The organism is Alcanivorax sp., assembly GCF_040119285.1.
GTDB lineage: Bacteria > Pseudomonadota > Gammaproteobacteria > Pseudomonadales > Alcanivoracaceae > Alcanivorax.
In genome coordinates, this window is the sequence record NZ_JBEDTY010000032.1 from 584,264 (window position 1) to 602,712 (window position 18,449).

Here is an 18,449-nt window from a genome sequence, read left to right on the forward strand (position 1 = left end):
TAACAGTTTGGTGCTTGCGGAGAGTCCATGGTTGCCATAACAAACACCACCTCCCTGACTTTTCTCAAGGAAGCCATAGATACCACCCTGACGGAAGCGGAAACCCAGCTTGAGGCGTTTTCCGACGATCGTAGCCGTCACGATGAGTTGCAGCATTGTGCGCAAGCCTTTCAGCAACTTCGGGGTATCTGCCAGGTGGTAGAGCTGCCTGCGGCAGCCTTAATGAGTGAAGAAATGGCGCTGGCCGCCCGGGAGCTGCAGGAAAAAGTTTCTGACGTCCGTATTCAGGCATTGAGTAACGCGATTGTCTTGCTCACCCGCTATTTTGATTACGTGCAGCTGAAGAATCGCACGCTACCGGCGTTGTTGATTGGCGGCATTAATGAGCTGCGACGGGCCGGTGGCAAAGGGTTAATCCAGGAAAGTCACTTCTTTAGCGCCGATTTATCCCGGCAGCGTGTGCCGCCAGCCCCACAACGGGACATGTCCGTTAGTGAATTGTCCGACCTATCCCGCCGGCTGCGGCATATGTATCAGGTCGGGTTACTTGGGGTGCTCCGCGGTCAAAATAATAGTGCTAACCTTAAGCTGATGGCGCGGGCTTTAGTGCGACTGGACCGCGCCGCAGGCCAATGTGGTTTGAGTCGCTTCCTGTGGGTGTCCCAGGCGGTGTTGATGGCCATGTACTGCGATCAGATGGCGATTACCCCGGCCCGTAAAGCGCTGCTCTCACAATATGACCGGCAGCTAAAGAAGCTGGTTTTCGGCAGTGATCAGGCAATGACGGAGGAGGCGCCGTTGCTGTTAATCAAGGAAAGTCTTTATATCGTCTCGTTGTCTGCGCAGAAAAGTGGTGCAATCGGTGACATCAAACAGGCTTTTGGTTTGAAGTCTGAAGTGAGTGATGTTGTTTTGCAGCGTGAGCTGGCGTTGATGACGGGCGCCAGCGGTTCGGTGATTCGTTCTGTTGCCAGCGCCTTGCGCGATGAGATTGCCGAGTTGAAAGAAAGCCTGGATCTAGCTTCGCAAGGGGTGGCGGATACCAATTACCAGTCGGTGGCCGCAAGCCTGAATCGTCTGGGCAGCACTTTGGACATGATCAACAAGGATGAGCAATCCCGCGCCATTAAACTGCGTGCTCAGGAAGTGGCTCGGTGGGCGCCCGATCAGAGCGTGGAAGGGGAAGCGTTCCATGCGTTGGTAGATGATCTATTGATCGTGGAAAATGTGGTGGCGGGCCTCGAGCGAAGCATCAACCCTGAGGATGACGTTCATCGTTCAGCCAACAATAGCAATATCTCCCTGTATCAGCTGGATGACGCTCGCATGACGGTGGTGGGTGAATGCCGTGCCGGTCTGGCGTTAGCCAAACGCTCTGTTTCCTCTTTCATGGATAACAACTGGGATGCCATGCACCTGTCCAATCTGCCCGGGACCTTTGCTTCCATTGCCGGTGGCTTAATGTTCCTGGAATTGGATCGTGCCAAGGCAGTAACGCAAGCGTGCCACAAATACATCAGTAGCCGGTTGTTGGGTGGTGATCAGGCGCCGACTCAGGAAAACATGGAAACCCTGGCCGATGCTCTGACCGGAGTGGACTATTACTTGGAAAGCATGGAAGAACAGAAACCTATTGGCGACGGTGTACTGGAGGTAGCTGAGAAAAGCATGAATGCATTAGGCTTTCCAGTGTCAAAGGTAGCTTGAGCCCATTGCAACAGAGACATCCATGATTGATCTTTCCTCCCCAGAATCTCATGACGCGGATAGCGCTCGCTGTTATGTCATTCACGAACAGGATGTATTGATTTCCACCCAGACGGATTGGCAGTTCCCTCAACTGCCAGCCAAGTGGCTTAGACAGCATCCTGATTACCACTTCTTGGGCTTCCTGGATGGCCAGCCCTGCTATGTCTGTGAATTTGCCCATCATGAATTTGATGATGGGCAATTGCAGCGTGTTCCGTTGCGTCGGCTTATCGGGGCCATCTTGAGTGACGCCGAATTTTCCATGGCGAGCCGGGCCTTGCAGTTTCTGAGCTGGCGCAAGAATCACCGTTTCTGTAGCCGTTGCGGCTCACCTACCGAGCCACATCCTCGCGACCTGGCGATGACCTGTGCGCAGTGTGGTTATTTCCAGTATCCGCGCATCACCCCCTGCATCATCACGCTGGTAACCGATGGCGAGTATGCGTTGCTGGGGCGCTCTGCCCGTTTCCCGGACGGCTTTTATTCCTGTCTGGCCGGCTTTATGGAGGCCGGTGAAACAGCCGAGCAAGCTTTGGCACGAGAGGTGATGGAGGAAAGCGGCATCTCGGTGAAGAACCTGGAATATTTGAATAGCCAGTCCTGGCCTTTTCCTCACTCCTTGATGCTGGGGTTCATGGCGGAATATGCGGGTGGTGAGATCCGCCTTGAAGACGATGAAATTGTCGATGCGGCCTGGTTTCATTATCAGAATTTGCCCATGGTTCCGCCGTCGGGAAGTATTGCCCGTTTGCTGATTGACCAATGGATTGCACGTTTTTAGAAGGATTCAAGCATGAACTACACTCTGGCGCCCTTGGTGCTTATCGTTTTTAGCCTACTCCTTGTACTGCTGGGTGCTTGGGTCTTGTTGCGCCAGAAATGGGTGCTGCAATGGCTGAAAGGCACAGCAGGGTTGTTATTGGTGGCTCTGGCTATTTATATGAGCGTGTTCGCACTCAACCTTTATGGCTACAAGGAATACGCTCAGGAAATATCGGTGGCAACGGTGAGTTTCCGGGAGTCCGGTGATCAGTCCTTTATCGCTACCGTGACCCGAACGGATGGCAGTGCAGAAGACTTTCGCTTGAAAGGGGACCAGTGGCAACTGGACGCCCGCATTATCAAGTGGAAGATGCCTTTTAGTCTGCTTGGATTGAAGCCCGGCTATCAACTGGATCGGATCCAGGGCCGCTATTATGCCCTTGAAGATGAGCGCTCCCGGGACCGTACCGTCTACGGCTTGCATCGTGACCCGGTGGGCTTAGATGTCTGGTTGCTGGCTAAGGAAGGCTGGAGCTTGATCATCGATGCCCGTTACGGCAGCGCCGCTTATTTGCCTATGGCGGATGGTGCTCTGTTTGAGGTCAATGTGGGGCCCACGGGCCTGGTGGCGCGGCCCATGAACGGTAGTGCACAACAAGCCATTTCTGGCTGGGACTGATGTCCCTTGCATCGGCGGAATATTGCCGCTGACATGCTTCCTGTCCGGGCAAGTGCCATCTTGCCCGATCTTTGTTTTGCTCTGATTACCCCAATGGCTCTGGCTTATGTAGAATCAACCAGAGTTTGATTTCCCTGAATTGATTGGCGCCGGGCGCCAGGTCCCTTGGAGAGTAGATAAACAGTGATCGCGTTTTTAATGGAATACGGCATGTTTCTGGCCAAAGTCGCCACAATGGTAGTGGCGATTTTGTTTGTTTTGGGCGGCATTGCGACGGTGGCTTCACGCAATCGAGGCAAAAGTGACCAAGATGGTGAATTGAAAGTCCGCCATCTCAATGAAGAGTTCGATGATCTCAAGGAGTCTCTCGAGGCGGAAATTATCCCGGAAGCCCAGCGCAAAAAAGCCCACAAGGCTAAGCGAAAACAGGAGAAGCTGGAAGCCAAACAAAAAAAGAAAGCCGGCACCGAAGACAAAATTCTGCCGCGTTTGTTTGTGCTTGATTTCAATGGTGATGTACAGGCCAGCGATGTGGATCATATGCGCCGGGAGATTACCGCCATTTTGCAGGTTGCCACCCAAGATGACGAAGTACTGGTTCGCCTGGAAAGTCCGGGTGGTCTGGTACACAGCTATGGCTTGGCGTCCTCGCAGTTGCGCCGAATTCGCAATCAGGGCATCAAATTGACCATTGCTGTGGACCAGGTGGCCGCCAGTGGGGGTTACATGATGGCCTGTATCGCGGATCGCATTGTGGCTGCCCCCTTTGCTATTATTGGCTCGATTGGCGTAGTCGCCCAGATCCCCAACTTCCATCGTTTGCTGAAGAAAAACGATATTGATGTGGAGCTGATGACTGCTGGCGAGTACAAACGCACCATGACCATGCTGGGCGAGAATACCGAAAAAGGTCGCGCCAAATTCCAGGAAGAGCTGGAGGATACCCATCAGCTGTTCAAGGGTTTTGTCAGAGATAACCGTCGTGGGCTAGATCTGGACAAGGTTGCCACTGGCGAGCACTGGTTTGGCAGCCAGGCGAAGGAGCTGGGACTGGTCGATGAAATCATGACCAGCGACGAACTGTTACAACTGCGCAAGGACAGCCAAACGCTCTACCAAGTACAGTGGGAAGCTAAACGCAAGCTGGGCGAGAAACTGGGCTTCTCCCTGGAAGCAACAGTCCACCGCGCGCTGGAAAAGTTCTGGCACCGTGGTAGCCAGCGCCAGATTCATTAATCTTTTTACCGAACACAAACACCGCACAGGAGTGATTCCATGAGCTTTCAGGCATTACAAACCCGTGAAACGGATACTGGCTATAGCAACGCGCTGGTTGAGCGCGAGTTGAATGAACTGGGCGAAGGCGGTGTATTGGTACGAGTGCAGTGGTCGTCTCTGAATTACAAGGACGCTCTGTCGGCCACCGGTAACAAGGGCGTTACCCGTAAATTTCCCCATACGCCGGGTATTGATGCCGTTGGCGTGGTTGAAGAAGCCAGTGATGGGCCTTTCAGTGTGGGTGATGCGGTGATTTGCACGGGCTATGACCTGGGAATGAATACGGATGGTGGTTATGCGGAGTATATTCGCGTACCTGCAGAGTGGCTGGTGCCACTACCTGAAGGCTTGGCGCCGCGGGACGCCATGTTATTGGGTACCGCTGGCCTGACCGCGGCTCTGAGCGTTGAGTCGCTGCTGGATACCGGTGTTAATCCTGATCAGGGTCCGGTAGTAGTGACCGGTGCGACCGGCGGCGTGGGCAGCATCAGTGTAGCGATACTGGCCAAGCTCGGATTTGAGGTTGTGGCCGTTAGTGGTAAAGCGGATGCCAGCGAATGGTTAACCGCGCTTGGCGCAGCTCGCATTATCGAGCGTAATGCCTTTTTGGAAAGTGCAGCCAAACCCATGGCCAAGGAGCAATGGTCCGGCGCGGTGGACTGTGTTGGCGGTGAGATGCTCGCGGCAGCCTTAAAAGGCCTCAAGTACGGAGGCAGCGCCACGTGCTGCGGGTTGGCTGGTTCCCCAAAACTGGAAATGACAGTTTTCCCGTTCATTTTGCGCGGGGTAAATTTGCTGGGGGTAGACAGCGTAGAGCTGCCCTGTGAAATTAAACAGCAAATGTGGCAGTTGCTGGCTGATGAGTGGATGCCCAGGGATCTTGGATTGCTTGAAGCTGCGGAAACGGAGCTTTCCGGCGTGACCGATTGGGTGGATCGCATCCTGGCCGGTGGCGTTCGCGGCCGAGTGGTGGTGAAGCTACCGGGGCAATAACCACGGTCTTTTGACGGCGGAGAGCACGTAAAAAAGCGCGGTCTATCCGCGCTTTTTTTTGTGCCGTTCTGCCTGGACACGGGAGCTGACCTGAACAGGTTATACGTTTGCCTCTTGCTCCAACTAACGCTTTTTCTCATCATTCAAGGCGATGTCCGTTTGGCATCCCGAAGCGCTGTTGTTTCTCGGCAGCCATGCAATTTATCTGGCACAACAGGTGTTACACAGGCATCTGTTGTGAACCTTTTGTTTGTGCGTTTTGGCCAGCTCACGCATGCTGTGAACGGTGGCTGCATGTTATGTGGTTTCGAGTGCAAAGGATGCTTATGAACGAGTCCCACTGGTTGAAAATAGCCCTGACACTGGATGGACAGGGCGGGGCGAGCCCCTTCGATGCTCACGTGCCACTGACCGAAACGACGCCATATTGGGTTCATCTGGACTATACGCAGCCTGAAAGCCAGCACTGGCTGGAGCAGCAGAGCATCCCGCCGATGGTGATTTCAGCACTTACGACCATGGAAACACGACCTCGTGCCACTGAGGTGGCGGGCGGGTTGTTGGTTTACTTGCGAGGCGTCAATCTTCATCCCGGAGCGCGGCCTGAGGACATGATTGCCTTGCGCTTGTGGGTTGGCCCCAAGGGAATGATCAGTACCCAAAAACGGACGCTGCTGTCTCTGGTAACGGCGCAGGAAGAGTTTGACGGCGGTGCCGGTGCTGTCGACATTCCTGGCCTGGTCGCACGACTTGTCGATCAGTTGATTTGGCGAATGGAAGACGTGATTGAAAACCTGGAGTCCGAGGTGGAAGACTGCGCGTTATCCATTGAGGAGTCACCAACGATTAGTCTGACGCCACGCCTTAGTCAGCTTCGTCGTCGATCCATCACATTGCGTCGTTTTTTCGCACCGCAGCGAGAAGCGTTAATAAAACTGCAGAACGAGTCAATGTTCGCCGGCGGCGATGCGTTGTTGCTTCGCGAAGCTGGCGATCGGCTGCAGCGTTTACTGGAAGACCTGGATGCGGCCCGTGAGCATGCCACTTTGTTGCAGGAAGAGGTTTTTTCGGTGCAGAACGAAGCGATCAACGACCGAATGTATCTGTTGGCGATGATTACCGCCTTGTTCTTGCCGTTAGGCTTTCTTACCGGCTTGTTCGGTATCAATGTGGGGGGGGTGCCAGGTGTAGATAATCCCGCTGGCTTCTGGTGGTTTATGGCGGGGATCGGCGTGGTTAGCTTTGGGGTGTTGGTGTGGATGCTAAAACGCCGCTGGCTCTAGCGTCACAGCGGCGTTTTGTAGGGCGCTAAAGCGTTCTGATTAACTTCGACGGTATAGGGGCCGGGGCTCATTCACGTCACCCTGGTAGGTCACGCTGAAATCCTTCAGGCTCTCAAGCGCTTCTTCGATGCTGCGGTCTTCGCGCACTTCAAAGGCATTGAATCCACAGCGGGTCATGTAGAAAAGCTGGTCACGCAACACGTCGCCGGTGGCGCGTACTTCACCCTTGAAGTGGTAGCGGGTGCGCAACTCACGGGCATAGGAATAACCGCGGCCGTCCTTGAAAGCCGGAAAATGGATGGCAACCAAGGGCAGGGTACCCAGGTCGTCTTCCAGATCTTTCGGTTCTTCACCCGGTGCCAGCCACACGGCCACATCGCCACGGCTTAGCAGAGCGTCACGGTGGGCCTGCCAGTAGGCAAGCGGCACAATGATCTTGCCGCCGGGTAGCTCAGCATCCAGAGCGTCACCTTCAAGGCGCTGCCACTGGTTATCCACGATAGCGCGATCAATGATTACCTTACCCATAGATGCGCTCCTTGAACGGGTCCATGCCAATGCGCTCGTAGGTGTCGATAAACGGCTCGTTTTCGAGGCGTTTTTCCACATAGAGCTTGATGATTTTTTCTACCACGTCGGTGATTTCGTCGGACTCAAAAGAGGGCCCCATTTTTTCACCCACTCGGGACAGCTTGTCGCCACGCCCGCCCAGAGTGACTTGGTAGAACTCCTTGCCTTTCTTGTCCACACCAAGGATGCCGATGTGGCCAATGTGGTGGTGACCACAGGCGTTCATGCAACCTGAAATATTCAGGTCCAGTGGGCCCAGGTCATGCACGTAATCCACATCATCAAAGCGACGCTGGATAGATTCGGCAATAGGAATCGATTTAGCGTTGGCCAGGGCGCAGAGATCGCCACCGGGGCAAGCCACGATATCTGTCAGCAGACCCAAATTCGGAGTGGCAAAGCCGAGTCCATCCAGTGCTTTCCAGAGATCATAGAGGTCATTTGCTGCAACATCAGACAGCACCATGTTCTGCTGATGGCTGTTGCGCAGTTCGCCAAAGCTGTACTGATCAGCTAGGTCCGCCACCGCTTCCAGCTGCTCATCGCTGATATCGCCAGGTACACGGCCGGTACGTTTCAGTGTGAGGGTAACCGCGCGGTAGCCGTGCTGCTTGTGAGCACGGGTATTGGTGTGGTACCAGCGGCTGAAAGCCTTGTTCTCGGCCAGCTTGCTCTCCAGATCAGCGGTGTTCTGGTTCTGGTAGTCGGGGGCAGTGAAGCAGCCCTTGATCCGTGCCACTTCTTCGCTGGTCAGGGTCATCTCGCCGCCTTTCAGCTCGGCAAATTCCTGCTCGACCAATTCGCGGTATTTTTCCGCCCCCAGCGCTTTCACCAGAATCTTGATGCGCGCCTTATATTTGTTGTCCCGGTTACCGTACTTGTTGTACACCCGAAGGATGGACTCGAGGTAAGCAAGCAAATCTTGCCACGGCACAAATTCACCGATCACGGCACCGGTCATTGGGGTGCGGCCCAGGCCGCCACCAGCCCAAACCTGGAAGCCGGTTTCGCCACTGGCGTTGTGAACAATTTGCACACCGATATCGTGGACACCGATCAGTGCCGGGTCCGCGTCAGGGACGGCGTTAACAGCAATCTTGAATTTACGCGGCAGGTAAGCGAATTCCGGATTGAAGGTGGACCATTGGCGGATAATTTCACACCAAGGGCGTGGATCTTCAATTTCTTTCGGATTGACGCCAGCCAATTCGTCGGTGGTGATATTACGGATGCAGTTACCGCTGGTTTGGATAGCGTGCATCTGTACGTCGGCCAATTCCGCCAGAATATCCGGCACTTCTTCTACGCAAGGCCAGTTCAGTTGAATGTTCTGGCGAGTGCTGACATGGCAGAAGCCTTTGTCATAGGTCCGCACGATATGCGCAAGCCGGCGCAGTTGGCGACTTGCCAGCAGACCGTAAGGAACGGAAATACGCAGCATTGGCGCATAACGCTGGATATAGAGGCCGTTTTGCAGGCGAAGGGCCAGAAACTCATCTTCGCTGAGCTCATTGGCGAGAAAACGGCGGGTCTGGTCGCGATACTGCGCCACCCGCTCTTCCAGCAACCGTTGATCGTATTCCTGATAGACGTACATGGGACTGTATCACCGTCCTTAAATGCTTAAAATTCAATAGGTAAGCGCTGCTCCCGACGGGGGCAGTGCGGCACTCTAGCAAAGCGCCCTTATAGTGAAAAGAAATATCTTGGCATATCTCTATTACTTGGCGCTATTTAGCGGCGGCATCCAGCACCAGGTTCACGGTCACCGCCATGCCGATCACCAGAGCCACCACCAGCACCACATACACACCAATAAAGCTGCCAGCATCGCCTTTGGTGAAATCCCGTTCCCGGTTTTTGCTGCTTTGGACGCCAAATAGACCGGCCAGGATGCTGTGAATGGTCTGCCACAGCGTAGGTTTGCCGCTATCCTGATTCTGATCGTCGGTCTGGTTTTGTTCGGCTTGTTGATCTGACATGGATGATCCTGTGTTTTGCTGAAAGGCTAAACGTTGGATGTCCGTGCGCCATTACCTTCACGGGAGGGGCACGAAGCCTTACATTGTACCCTCGACAGCTGCACAGCGACAGCGCCCACAGGCTCACTCTTGAATTGTAGATAGGGTGACGCCATTGCAACTGGTGAGTACCTGACTAAAATAGTCGGGAAAGAAGGCTTGCGCGTGTCGCCGCTTTACTCATTGCGCGCTCTATTGCGTATGAGTTCATTTATCTCAATCAGGAATCATGATGGCAGAGCAGTTGATCGACATTACCGAAACCGCCCGGGATTACTTGCGTGATTTACTAAGTAAGCAGGATCAGGCAGAAATTGGTGTGCGTATCTTTGTCGAGCGCCCGGGGACCCCTCACGCAGAGTGTTGCATGGCCTATTGTCCGGAGGGCGAGCAGGAAGAAAGCGATGTTCGCTACGACTATGAAGGGTTTCATGCCTGGATTGAGGGGAAAAGCGTGCGTTATCTCGAAGATGCAGTGATCGACTACAAGAAAGATAGCATGGGCGGGCAACTCACCTTCCGGGCGCCCAAATCCCGGGTGCCAGATATCAGCGAAGACGCCACTATTGAAGAGAAGATCAACTATGTGCTGTATGCCGAGATCAACCCGAATTTGGCAGCCCACGGCGGTAGTGTGCAGTTGCTGGAGCTGACCGACGATAATGTGGCCGTATTGGAGTTCGGCGGTGGCTGCCAAGGCTGTTCGGTGGTGGATGTGACCCTGCGTGACGGCGTGGAGAAAACCCTCCAGGAGCGGATTCCGGAACTCGCCGGCGTTCGCGACAAGACCGACCATACCGTGACGGATAACGCATATTACAGCTAACAGGTAAGCTTCTAGCTACAAAAAAACCGCGCCCGAAAGGGTGCGGTTTTTTTGTTTCAAGCCGTGGCTCAGCGTGAGGCTCGGCATTTTTAGCAAGAGGAGTTTACTTAGTGCCGTGGCTTGCTGTTCTTTACCCGCATTGCGGGTTTCGGCCAGCCGCTTTCGCCTGATTATACAGTGGCATAACTTCAGGGATACGTGCTTCAAGGCCATTGATACGGGTGCTGTTCGAGGGGTGAGTTGACATGAATTCCGGTGGCTCTTCGCCGTTAGCGGCACTCATGTTTTGCCACAGGGACACGCTCTCGCGTGGATCAAACCCTGCCTGTGCCATGAGCTGTAGCCCGATAATATCGGCTTCGGCTTCATGTTTGCGGCTGAAGGGGAGGGTTAGTCCGTATTGAGCACCCACGCCCAGGGCCGCGAGTACGCCTTGTTTGGCTGCGCTGTCTGCTCCGGCCAGAGCCCCCAGCACTTGCATGCCGCCTTGGGTAGCGTATTGCAGCGACATTCTTTCATTGGAGTGCTGCGCTTGGACGTGGCCAATTTCATGGCCAATCACCGTGGCAAGCTGACTTTGGTTGTTGGCTACTTTCAATAGCCCCGTGTTAACCCCGATTTTCCCACCGGGCAGGGCAAAGGCGTTAGCGGAGTCATCTTGGAAGAGATTGATTTCCCACTGCTGAGAATCATCCAAGGTGCTGGTAATTGCGGTGGCGACACAACGTACATAAGCCGTTTGTTGTTCGCTGCTACTTAATGGGTTTTCGTCCTTCATCTGTGCGTAGGCGGTCACGCCCATTTCATCTATCTGATTGGCAGGCAATAACAGGAACTGTTGCCGACCAAGCGGAGAGGTGGCACAGGCGGCAAGGCTTGCGGCCAGTACGCCAAAAGTGAAAAAGTTACGCAACGTCATGGTCTATTTTACTCCCATTCCCGAAGAAAGCGTCGGGACACAAACATTAGCCAGGCAGCCCAGCCGGCACTGGAAATAAACATGATAAAGCCAAACACCGAAATTCCCCAAGGGGCAGGTGGGACTCGACCACTAAGCATGATAGCACCGGCCAACAATCCTCCTGTTATAAGCAAGGTTTGTACCTGCCGATATTGACCTCGTTCAATTCGGGTGATCAGCCGCTCGAGATGCCTTGGATCAATGCCGGTTTCACCCGGGGGCGTTTGACCAGGTACGGGGGGTGGGGCGTAAACCTTATCCACCACGTCTAACGCTCGCAGGCTAAGGTTCTTGGCCAGCCGTACCGGGGAATAGCGGGTGCGAATCATACGCTTAAGAAGCGGCTCGGCTTCGCTAATCAGGTCGAAGTTCGGATTTAATAACCGGCCGAAACCTTCCAAGGTGATAATCGCTTTGATAAGCAAAGCGATATCGCTGGGTAGAACCAGATTATGATTACGTACCAAGGCGGTAATGTCGTTAAGCAGGGCGGAGATATCCAGCTGAGAGAGGGAGACCCCGTGATACTGGCTGATCACGTCTTCCACATCGGAAACCAGCTGATCAAATTTGATGGGCTGGCCCTCTGCCCAACCCGTCAGCACTCCGGCGCATTGCTCCGCTTCACGCATGACCATTGCCCGCGTGATCTGTAGGATTTGCTCACGTCGACTGTCGCTGAGTTTGCCGACCATGCCAAAATCGAGCATGGCAATACGGTTCCCAGACATAATGATAAAGTTGCCTGGGTGCGGATCCGCATGAAAAAAGCCGTCTTCCAGCGCCATTTTCCATGCGGCCAAGGCGCCTCGACGCGCGATTAATGCCCGGTCCAATCCTGCCGACTCAAGCCGTTCCACGGATTTGGCAGGAATCCCCTCAATTTGTTGCTGAACCTGAACCGTCGACGATGACATTTCCCAATATACTTTGGGAATGCGGAGCCATTTAAACTCTTTCAGATTTTTACGAATACGCTCTGCATTGCGTCCTTCAATGGTGAAGTCCAACTCGCGAATTAATGAACGTTTGAATTCGCGCACCAGTTCCACAGGGCGATAGCGACGTAATTCTATGGAGTTATCGGCGGCCAGTTTGGCCAGTTGATCGAGGAGGCGAAGATCCGAGTCGATCTTGTCACCGATGCCGGGCTTCTGGACCTTCAAAATTACTTTTTGGCCTCGCCGGGTCAGGGCGCTGTGTACCTGGCCGATAGACGCGACCCCGATCGGGTCTGGATTGATGTGTGAGAATAGGGTGTCGATGGGTTTTCCCAGCGCGGATTCTATGTGAGGGGCCAACGTGCTGAAGGGAATGGGTTGTGCCTGATCCTGCAATTTTTCGAACTCGGTGATCCAGTCCATGGGAAACATATCCACACGGGTTGCCAGAACTTGGCCGAGTTTAACGAAGGTGGGGCCCATTTCCTCCATGGCATGGCGTAACCGCTGTGCGGTGCCCATGCGAAGCATGTCCGGCTTCATGCTGCTGCGAACCAGTTTCCCCGCATGCTCCACCGGGGTGGAAAGGCCAAGCCGGCGAATCACATCGGCGAAACCGTATTTGAGCAGAATCGCGGCCAGTTCATTCATGCGCAGAATATTTTTGCCAGTGTGCACAATGTTCACAACATATGTCCCTGTAGGCTGGTGCTGTACCGTTCGTTTTGGCCCTGTTGTCGCAAGGCTGCAACAGGTTACTGATAGTACGGTGGCCTTTCTGCAGGCCCCAAGGTGTTCCACCCTCGCTAACAGCATTCATGATTTTCTGGCAAGATGCCATGGCAGTCACAGCAAGGTAAAGCGTAAACATGTCTGAACATTATCTACGTGATGATCTGGTTGAAGTCCGTGAAAGTCCGGTACACGGGCGGGGCCTTTTTGCGAGCCAGAATATTCCCCGCAATACTGAATTGGGACAATGCAAAGTGAAACGGGCTAAGGGTAGCGGGCCCTACGTTTTGTGGCTGGATGACGATGGTGAAGAACGCTATCGGGTTCTGTGCGACTTACGATTCATCAACCACAGTAAACGCGCCAATGTGGTTTATTACGATGATTTCAGTGTGGTAGCCCTGAAAACCATTAAAGCTGGGGAGGAACTGTTTCACGATTATGGCGAAGAGTGGTGCTAGCTGACTTTATCCTGTTAGAAAGGGCAGGGGGACGTGAACTCTTGCCACAATCCAGTAAGTGGGTGGTTGAAGGCCAGCCATTCTGCATGGAGCAATAAGCGAGGGCTCAGTGCTTCGATTTCCGCAGGAGCGTACATGTCGCAACCGATGATCGGGTGCCCCAGTTCACGGCAATGAATCCGCAATTGGTGGCTACGCCCGGTGACCGGGCTCAGCGCTAGCCGAGTGCGATTTCCAGGGATGTCTCGCTCCAGAACGCGATAATGGGTCAATGCGTTTTTGCCTGTCTCGTGACAGACCTTCTGCAAGGGGCGCTTGGGCCAGTCTGCGATCAAGGGAAGGTCGATACTGCCGGCGTTCTCCTCAACCAGCCCATGCACAATCGCCTGATAACGTTTTTTTACTGTTCGAAGCTGAAATAGCCGGCTCAACTTACTTTGTGCAAAGGCGGTGAGCCCGAACACCATGATCCCAGAGGTATCCAAGTCCAGTCGATGAACCAGCCGGATATCCGGGTAACGCTGCTGCAGACGGCGAATAGCACAGTCTTTATTCTCTGGTGCACGCCCTGGCACGCTTAACAGGTAGGCGGGTTTGTTGATGAGCAGGAGGTGCTCATCGCGGTATATCGTCCCCACCCGCTCATGGCAGAAGGGGACGATATAGTAGGGTGAGCTCTCAGGCCCAGAGGATGCGGAAGACATCGCTGTATTGTTCGGCAAAATGTACGCTGAGACCGTGTTTGAGGTAATCAGGGAGTTCGTCGAAATCGCGACGACAGGCCTCTGGAAGAATGATCTCCTTGATGCCTACCCGCCGAGCGGCGATTACTTTTTCGCGAATCCCTCCCACCGCTAGCACCTGGCCGGTGAGAGTAAGCTCGCCGGTCATGGCAACCTTACGGGGGACCCGTTTTTTCATTAGCAGTGAGAGTAGTGCCGTAGCCATGGTGATGCCAGCACTGGGGCCGTCCTTCGGGGTGGCTCCTTCAGGCACATGCAGGTGCACAAAGGCATCATCCAGCTGTTCCTTGCTTAGGGAGAACAGCTCAAGATTACTCGCCACATAGCTGTAAGCAATTTCGGCAGACTCTTTCATTACATCACCCAGCTGCCCGGTGAGTTTGAAGCCCCGTTGCTTACTGTGCACCACGTTGGCTTCAATGGAGAGGGTTGCGCCCCCCATGGATGTCCAAGCCAAGCCGGTGACGACACCCACGCCCCGTTGGGTCTTCTCGGTCTGGAAATACGGTTGGCCAAGGAAGTCCGTCAGGTTTTTACCGGAAATACTGATTTTCTTCTCTCCGGCCAGCAGTTTTACTGCCGCTTTACGGATCATCTTGTTGAGCTGTTTTTCCAGGTTCCTTACCCCGGCTTCGCGGGCATAGCCTTCGACCACAAGGCGCAGGGCGCTGTCACTGATTCGCAGCTGAGCCGGTTTTACCCCAGCACGTTCCAGTGACCGAGGCCATAAGTGCTGCCGGGCGATGGCCACTTTCTCTTCGGTGATGTAACCGGAGAGACGAATGACCTCCATGCGATCGAGCAGAGGGCTGGGGATGCTGTCCAGTGTGTTGGCGGTACAGATGAAAAGGGCATGGCTCAGGTCCAGTCGCTCGTCCAGGTAATGGTCGAGAAAATCCTGATTTTGTTCCGGGTCCAGCACTTCCAGCAGCGCTGAGGCCGGATCGCCCTGGAAGGACTGGCCCAGTTTGTCGACTTCGTCGAGCATAATCACCGGATTGCTGGTGCCGGTTTCTTTCAAAGCCTGGACCAGCTTGCCGGGCATGGCGCCGATATAGGTGCGGCGGTGCCCCTTGATCTCGGCTTCGTCACGCATACCGCCCAAGCTGAATCGGTAGAAACGGCGATCCAGTGCATCGGCGATGGATTTACCGATACTGGTTTTGCCCACCCCGGGTGGGCCTACCAAAAGAATGATAGAGCCTTTGACTTCGCCCCGCAGGGCACCCACGGCAAGGAATTCAATGATGCGATCTTTGACATCATTCAAACCAGTGTGATGCTCTGAAAGCACAGCCTGTGCGTGTGCCAGGTCCAGATTATCATCACTGTACTGTCCCCAGGGCACGCTGGTTAGCCAGTCTAGATAATTGCGGGTAACGCCGTATTCCGGTGAGCCGGTTTCCAACACGGAAAGCTTATGCAATTCGTCATCAAAACGCTTTTTTACTGGCTCAGGCGGTGACAAGGCGTCCATGCGTTCGCGAAAAGTATCGGCTTCCGCGGTTTTGTCGTCTTTGCTCAGGCCCAATTCCCGCTGAATAATTTTCAGTTGTTCGCGCAGGAAGAACTCACGCTGATGCTGACTTACCTTTTCGTTCACCTCGTCAGAAATTTCGCTTTGCAGCCGGGCAACCTCCAGTTCCTTTTTAACTAGAGTGAGCACTTTTTCCATGCGCGGCTTCAGTGGCACAGTTTCTAGAATGGTCTGTAACTCTACGCCGTTGGCGCTGGTCAGTGCGGCAGCGAAATCCGTAAGTGGTGATGGTTCGCTGGGGGAGAAATTCTGCAAATAGTGCCGCAGACCTTCATTGTATAGAGGGTTCAGTGGCAGTAGTTCTTTAATGGTGTTGATGATGGCCATGCCATAGGCACGGATGGTTTCATCGGCATCCGCCCGTGGCTCCGGGTAGCTGACTTCCGCCATGAAGGGGCGTTTACGATTCAGCCAGGTATTCACCCGAAAACGGGCTGTGCCCTGAGCTACTAGCTGGAATTGATCATGCTCTTCATTGAGGGCATGCACTTTGACTAGGCAGCCATACTCGGGAAAATCATCAACGCTAACCGAATCGGGGTTTTTTTCGCCAACGTACACCAGCCCCAACGATTGGTGGGGGGTTTGGCTTACACGCTCTAAAGTTTGTTGCCAGCGTTTTTTATCAAGCATCACAGGCTGCACCAGCCCGGGCATGAAGGGGCGATGCTTGACCGGAATCAAATAGATTCGCTGCGGAGGGGTGTGGTCCGGCACGGAAAGGCTGCCGGACAGCGGTTGCGCAGTGTCGTTATCGTGATGGGCAGTATCGTTGTCAGTCATAATCCTGTCACTTCCATGGTCCGTGAGAAGAACATGGTGGCGAGGCTGGAAAATTCAATTGTCGATGATTAATAGATCTGCGCAAAGGGGTTTTGGTGTTTGGGTGCGGCGCTCAACCACGCGGCTGTTGAGTTTGCCCGCTTCGCACTTCTCTGCCAGCGCATAGAACGGGGAACGACCAGGGTCGGCAATGATAATTTGCTTAACACCGGCCCGCAGGCTGCGGCGAATAAGGTTATACAGTACAGGGGTGAGTTCATCCCAAAAACAGATATCGGCACCAACGACGATATCCACATTCGCAAGCCTTGCCTTGGTCAATTTCTCAAACCGCGCCTGGAGGGGCGTTACCTGAACTTTGTTGATGGTGGCGTGCAGATCCAGATAGGGGTACACATCCGGGTCCGCATCCACGGCGGTTACCTGGCAGCCGAAACGCTTGGCGCTGAAAATGGATAACGGGCCCCAACCACAGCCGATATCCATCAAATGCTGATCAGCAGTCACCTTGCTTTTGGTAAGGTGATCCATGATCAGGTAGCTGGAATTCCAGATTTTATTACCATGAATGGATGGCGTGTGGTTTGCCCGTTTCAGGCGCCGGATCTCCTTGTGGCCGGAACGCAGCAAGGTAATGCCGCGAGTGCGAATGGTGTGGGGGGCTCCAGCACGTATAACGGTTCCTGACATGGTTCGCTCATCAGCGGCAAAGTTTGGAAACAGTACGGTTAAGCCTGCTGTGATTCAAGTATCAAATCACAGGCATAATGCGAGCATGGCGACACCCGTGGCCAAAACGAATAATACGAGCGCTATCTTTGCATTCTGTTGGTTTGCCAGGCACCGCTACCTTCAAAAGAGGCACTCTTGTGCATGTATGGCCCATCCATACCGGAATCAAAGAGCCCTCGACACTGCTATGTTCGTGGACATTGAGCGAAACGTTGATGCCCTTACTTGAGTGCCTTATCCACGTCTTTTCGGTCTTGGTAGTCGCTTGTACTCGGTGGTGCACTTTTTCACCGGCTATCAACCTGGGTTGAAAAGTGCGGCCTCTGTGCTTCCGGTTAGGGGCGAACTTCGCGCCAGAATGCCCGGAATGCGTCAGCGCTTTTGCCTGGGGCTTCGGCGATGGGTACGTGACCAATGCCATCGAGCACAATGGCTCGAGATTGGGGCAGCTCTTCAAGAAAGGCCCCCACATTATCCACGCCGAGCAATCGATCCTCGCGGCCCCACAGTACCAGCGTCGGAGTTTGGATGGAGGGCAGCACGTTTTTGTCTTCGAGTGTCATGCCAGGGTCATCCAGGAGGTCACTCCAGACTTTCTCCGCGACCTCTGCATTAGCGGCTTTCTTCTTGCCCATGATGTCCACCACAAAACTTGGCAGGTAGGGTGGTTCTTCCATTGCCCATTTGAGTGTGGCTCGAAACTGTTCTGCGTTGTGAGGAATTAATGGGTTGCTATCTCTCTTTGCCAGAACTGTCTTGAATCCATCGGTTTGGCGGGTCAGCCCGGCTGAATCGATCAGCCCCATGGAAAGAACCCGCTGCGGTGCTTGGCGTGCCAATGCAAGCGAGATAGCGCCGCCCATGGAGTTGCCTGCCACGTGGAAGTGTTGAATCTGTAACGCGTCCATCAACGTCAGCAGTCGGGTCGCCTGGGCGTTCATGGTGTAAGTCAGGTCCAGGTTGCGCGTGGTTTCGCCGTGGCCAGGCAGGTCCGGCACAATGAAAAAGAAGTCGCCTTCAAGCTCGTTGACAAAGCGCACCCAGTTACTCGAATCGGCACTGAACCCATGAATCAGTAATACCGCTTCCTTTTCAGCGATATGCTCAGCACTCATCTCGCTGGTCAGGATGTGCCAGGTGATACCGTCTGCGGTGGTCAAGATCTGGTCTTCTAGGCCCGCACGGTTTTTCTCCATGGACAGGCCTTTTTCGTAGGCCCAGTTCGTTATGTCTTCGCAGCCGCTGAGAAAAAAGGAACAAAGAATAAAAAGGAAAAGGTGTTTCAGTTGCATGCTGGACTCTCCATTGTATGGCCTGACATCCGGGTGCTGCCGGCCTTATGATTTAAAGGGCAGGGGGCAGATACGCCCCGTTGCCTTGCCCAAGGTGAGCCAAGCA

General features: G+C 54.1%; 17 protein-coding genes. 8 read left to right on the forward strand and 9 right to left on the reverse strand.

What is annotated here, in order from left to right:
* Nucleotides 1–27: 27 nt before the first annotated feature.
* The 6 genes from ABNH10_RS12110 to ABNH10_RS12135 all read left to right on the forward strand — a co-directional run bounded on the left by ABNH10_RS12110 (nt 28) and on the right by ABNH10_RS12135 (nt 6,744).
* A complete protein-coding gene (locus tag ABNH10_RS12110; protein ID WP_349386176.1) occupies nt 28–1,707 on the forward strand; it encodes a FimL-related protein in 1,680 nt (559 codons plus the stop codon).
* Between the two features lie 22 nt (nt 1,708–1,729).
* The gene (nudC, locus tag ABNH10_RS12115) at nt 1,730–2,530 is read left to right on the forward strand and encodes an NAD(+) diphosphatase (protein WP_349386177.1); all 801 of its coding nucleotides are present in this window, start codon (nt 1,730–1,732) and stop codon (nt 2,528–2,530) included.
* Nucleotides 2,531–2,542: 12 nt separating this feature from the next.
* A complete protein-coding gene (locus ABNH10_RS12120) occupies nt 2,543–3,190 on the forward strand; it encodes a hypothetical protein (protein WP_349386178.1) in 648 nt (215 codons plus the stop codon).
* A gap of 183 nt (nt 3,191–3,373) precedes the next feature.
* Nucleotides 3,374–4,426 carry a protease SohB gene (gene sohB / locus ABNH10_RS12125; RefSeq protein WP_349386179.1) on the forward strand — a complete coding sequence of 351 codons (1,053 nt, stop codon included), beginning with the start codon at nt 3,374–3,376 and terminating at the stop codon, nt 4,424–4,426.
* A gap of 39 nt (nt 4,427–4,465) precedes the next feature.
* Nucleotides 4,466–5,461, forward strand: coding sequence for a YhdH/YhfP family quinone oxidoreductase (locus ABNH10_RS12130; RefSeq protein ID WP_349386180.1), 996 nt, complete (start codon nt 4,466–4,468; stop codon nt 5,459–5,461).
* A 326-nt stretch (nt 5,462–5,787) separates the two neighbouring features.
* Nucleotides 5,788–6,744 (forward strand): zinc transporter ZntB, encoded by a 957-nt coding sequence (locus ABNH10_RS12135; RefSeq protein WP_349386181.1) that lies wholly within the window; start codon nt 5,788–5,790, stop codon nt 6,742–6,744.
* A gap of 39 nt (nt 6,745–6,783) precedes the next feature.
* Here ABNH10_RS12135 and ABNH10_RS12140 read toward each other — a convergent pair whose 3' ends face one another.
* The 3 genes from ABNH10_RS12140 to ABNH10_RS12150 all read right to left on the reverse strand — a co-directional run bounded on the left by ABNH10_RS12140 (nt 6,784) and on the right by ABNH10_RS12150 (nt 9,296).
* Nucleotides 6,784–7,272, reverse strand: a complete 489-nt coding sequence (locus ABNH10_RS12140) for a DUF934 domain-containing protein (RefSeq protein ID WP_349386182.1) — start codon at nt 7,270–7,272, stop codon at nt 6,784–6,786.
* Nucleotides 7,265–8,911, reverse strand: a complete 1,647-nt coding sequence (locus ABNH10_RS12145; protein ID WP_349386183.1) for a nitrite/sulfite reductase — start codon at nt 8,909–8,911, stop codon at nt 7,265–7,267. Before ABNH10_RS12145 ends, ABNH10_RS12140 begins: the two co-directional genes overlap by 8 nt.
* Nucleotides 8,912–9,044: 133 nt before the next feature.
* Nucleotides 9,045–9,296, reverse strand: a complete 252-nt coding sequence (locus tag ABNH10_RS12150; protein ID WP_349386184.1) for a DUF2970 domain-containing protein — start codon at nt 9,294–9,296, stop codon at nt 9,045–9,047.
* 268 nt (nt 9,297–9,564) lie between these two features.
* On the opposite strand from ABNH10_RS12150, the gene nfuA reads away from it, so the two are divergent.
* Complete coding sequence (nfuA, locus tag ABNH10_RS12155) at nt 9,565–10,161, forward strand: Fe-S biogenesis protein NfuA (protein ID WP_349386185.1); 597 nt, start codon at nt 9,565–9,567, stop codon at nt 10,159–10,161.
* A 130-nt stretch (nt 10,162–10,291) separates the two neighbouring features.
* Here nfuA and ABNH10_RS12160 read toward each other — a convergent pair whose 3' ends face one another.
* Nucleotides 10,292–11,080, reverse strand: a complete 789-nt coding sequence (locus tag ABNH10_RS12160; RefSeq protein WP_349386186.1) for a M48 family metallopeptidase — start codon at nt 11,078–11,080, stop codon at nt 10,292–10,294.
* 8 nt (nt 11,081–11,088) lie between these two features.
* Nucleotides 11,089–12,750: an AarF/UbiB family protein gene (locus ABNH10_RS12165; protein WP_349386187.1), complete on the reverse strand. Its 1,662-nt coding sequence runs from the start codon at nt 12,748–12,750 to the stop codon at nt 11,089–11,091.
* 182 nt (nt 12,751–12,932) lie between these two features.
* On the opposite strand from ABNH10_RS12165, the gene ABNH10_RS12170 reads away from it, so the two are divergent.
* On the forward strand, nt 12,933–13,256 hold the full coding sequence (locus tag ABNH10_RS12170) for an SET domain-containing protein (RefSeq protein ID WP_011588476.1): 324 nt from the start codon (nt 12,933–12,935) through the stop codon (nt 13,254–13,256).
* A 14-nt stretch (nt 13,257–13,270) separates the two neighbouring features.
* On the opposite strand, the gene ABNH10_RS12175 is transcribed toward ABNH10_RS12170, so the two are convergent.
* The 4 genes from ABNH10_RS12175 to ABNH10_RS12190 form a co-directional block, all read right to left on the reverse strand.
* Complete coding sequence (locus tag ABNH10_RS12175) at nt 13,271–13,885, reverse strand: pseudouridine synthase (RefSeq protein ID WP_349386233.1); 615 nt, start codon at nt 13,883–13,885, stop codon at nt 13,271–13,273.
* A gap of 49 nt (nt 13,886–13,934) precedes the next feature.
* Complete coding sequence (gene lon, locus ABNH10_RS12180; RefSeq protein WP_349386188.1) at nt 13,935–16,319, reverse strand: endopeptidase La; 2,385 nt, start codon at nt 16,317–16,319, stop codon at nt 13,935–13,937.
* A gap of 54 nt (nt 16,320–16,373) precedes the next feature.
* Nucleotides 16,374–17,009, reverse strand: a complete 636-nt coding sequence (locus ABNH10_RS12185) for a class I SAM-dependent methyltransferase (protein ID WP_349386189.1) — start codon at nt 17,007–17,009, stop codon at nt 16,374–16,376.
* Nucleotides 17,010–17,386: 377 nt separating this feature from the next.
* Nucleotides 17,387–18,343 (reverse strand): alpha/beta fold hydrolase, encoded by a 957-nt coding sequence (locus ABNH10_RS12190; RefSeq protein WP_349386190.1) that lies wholly within the window; start codon nt 18,341–18,343, stop codon nt 17,387–17,389.
* Nucleotides 18,344–18,449: the final 106 nt, after the last annotated feature.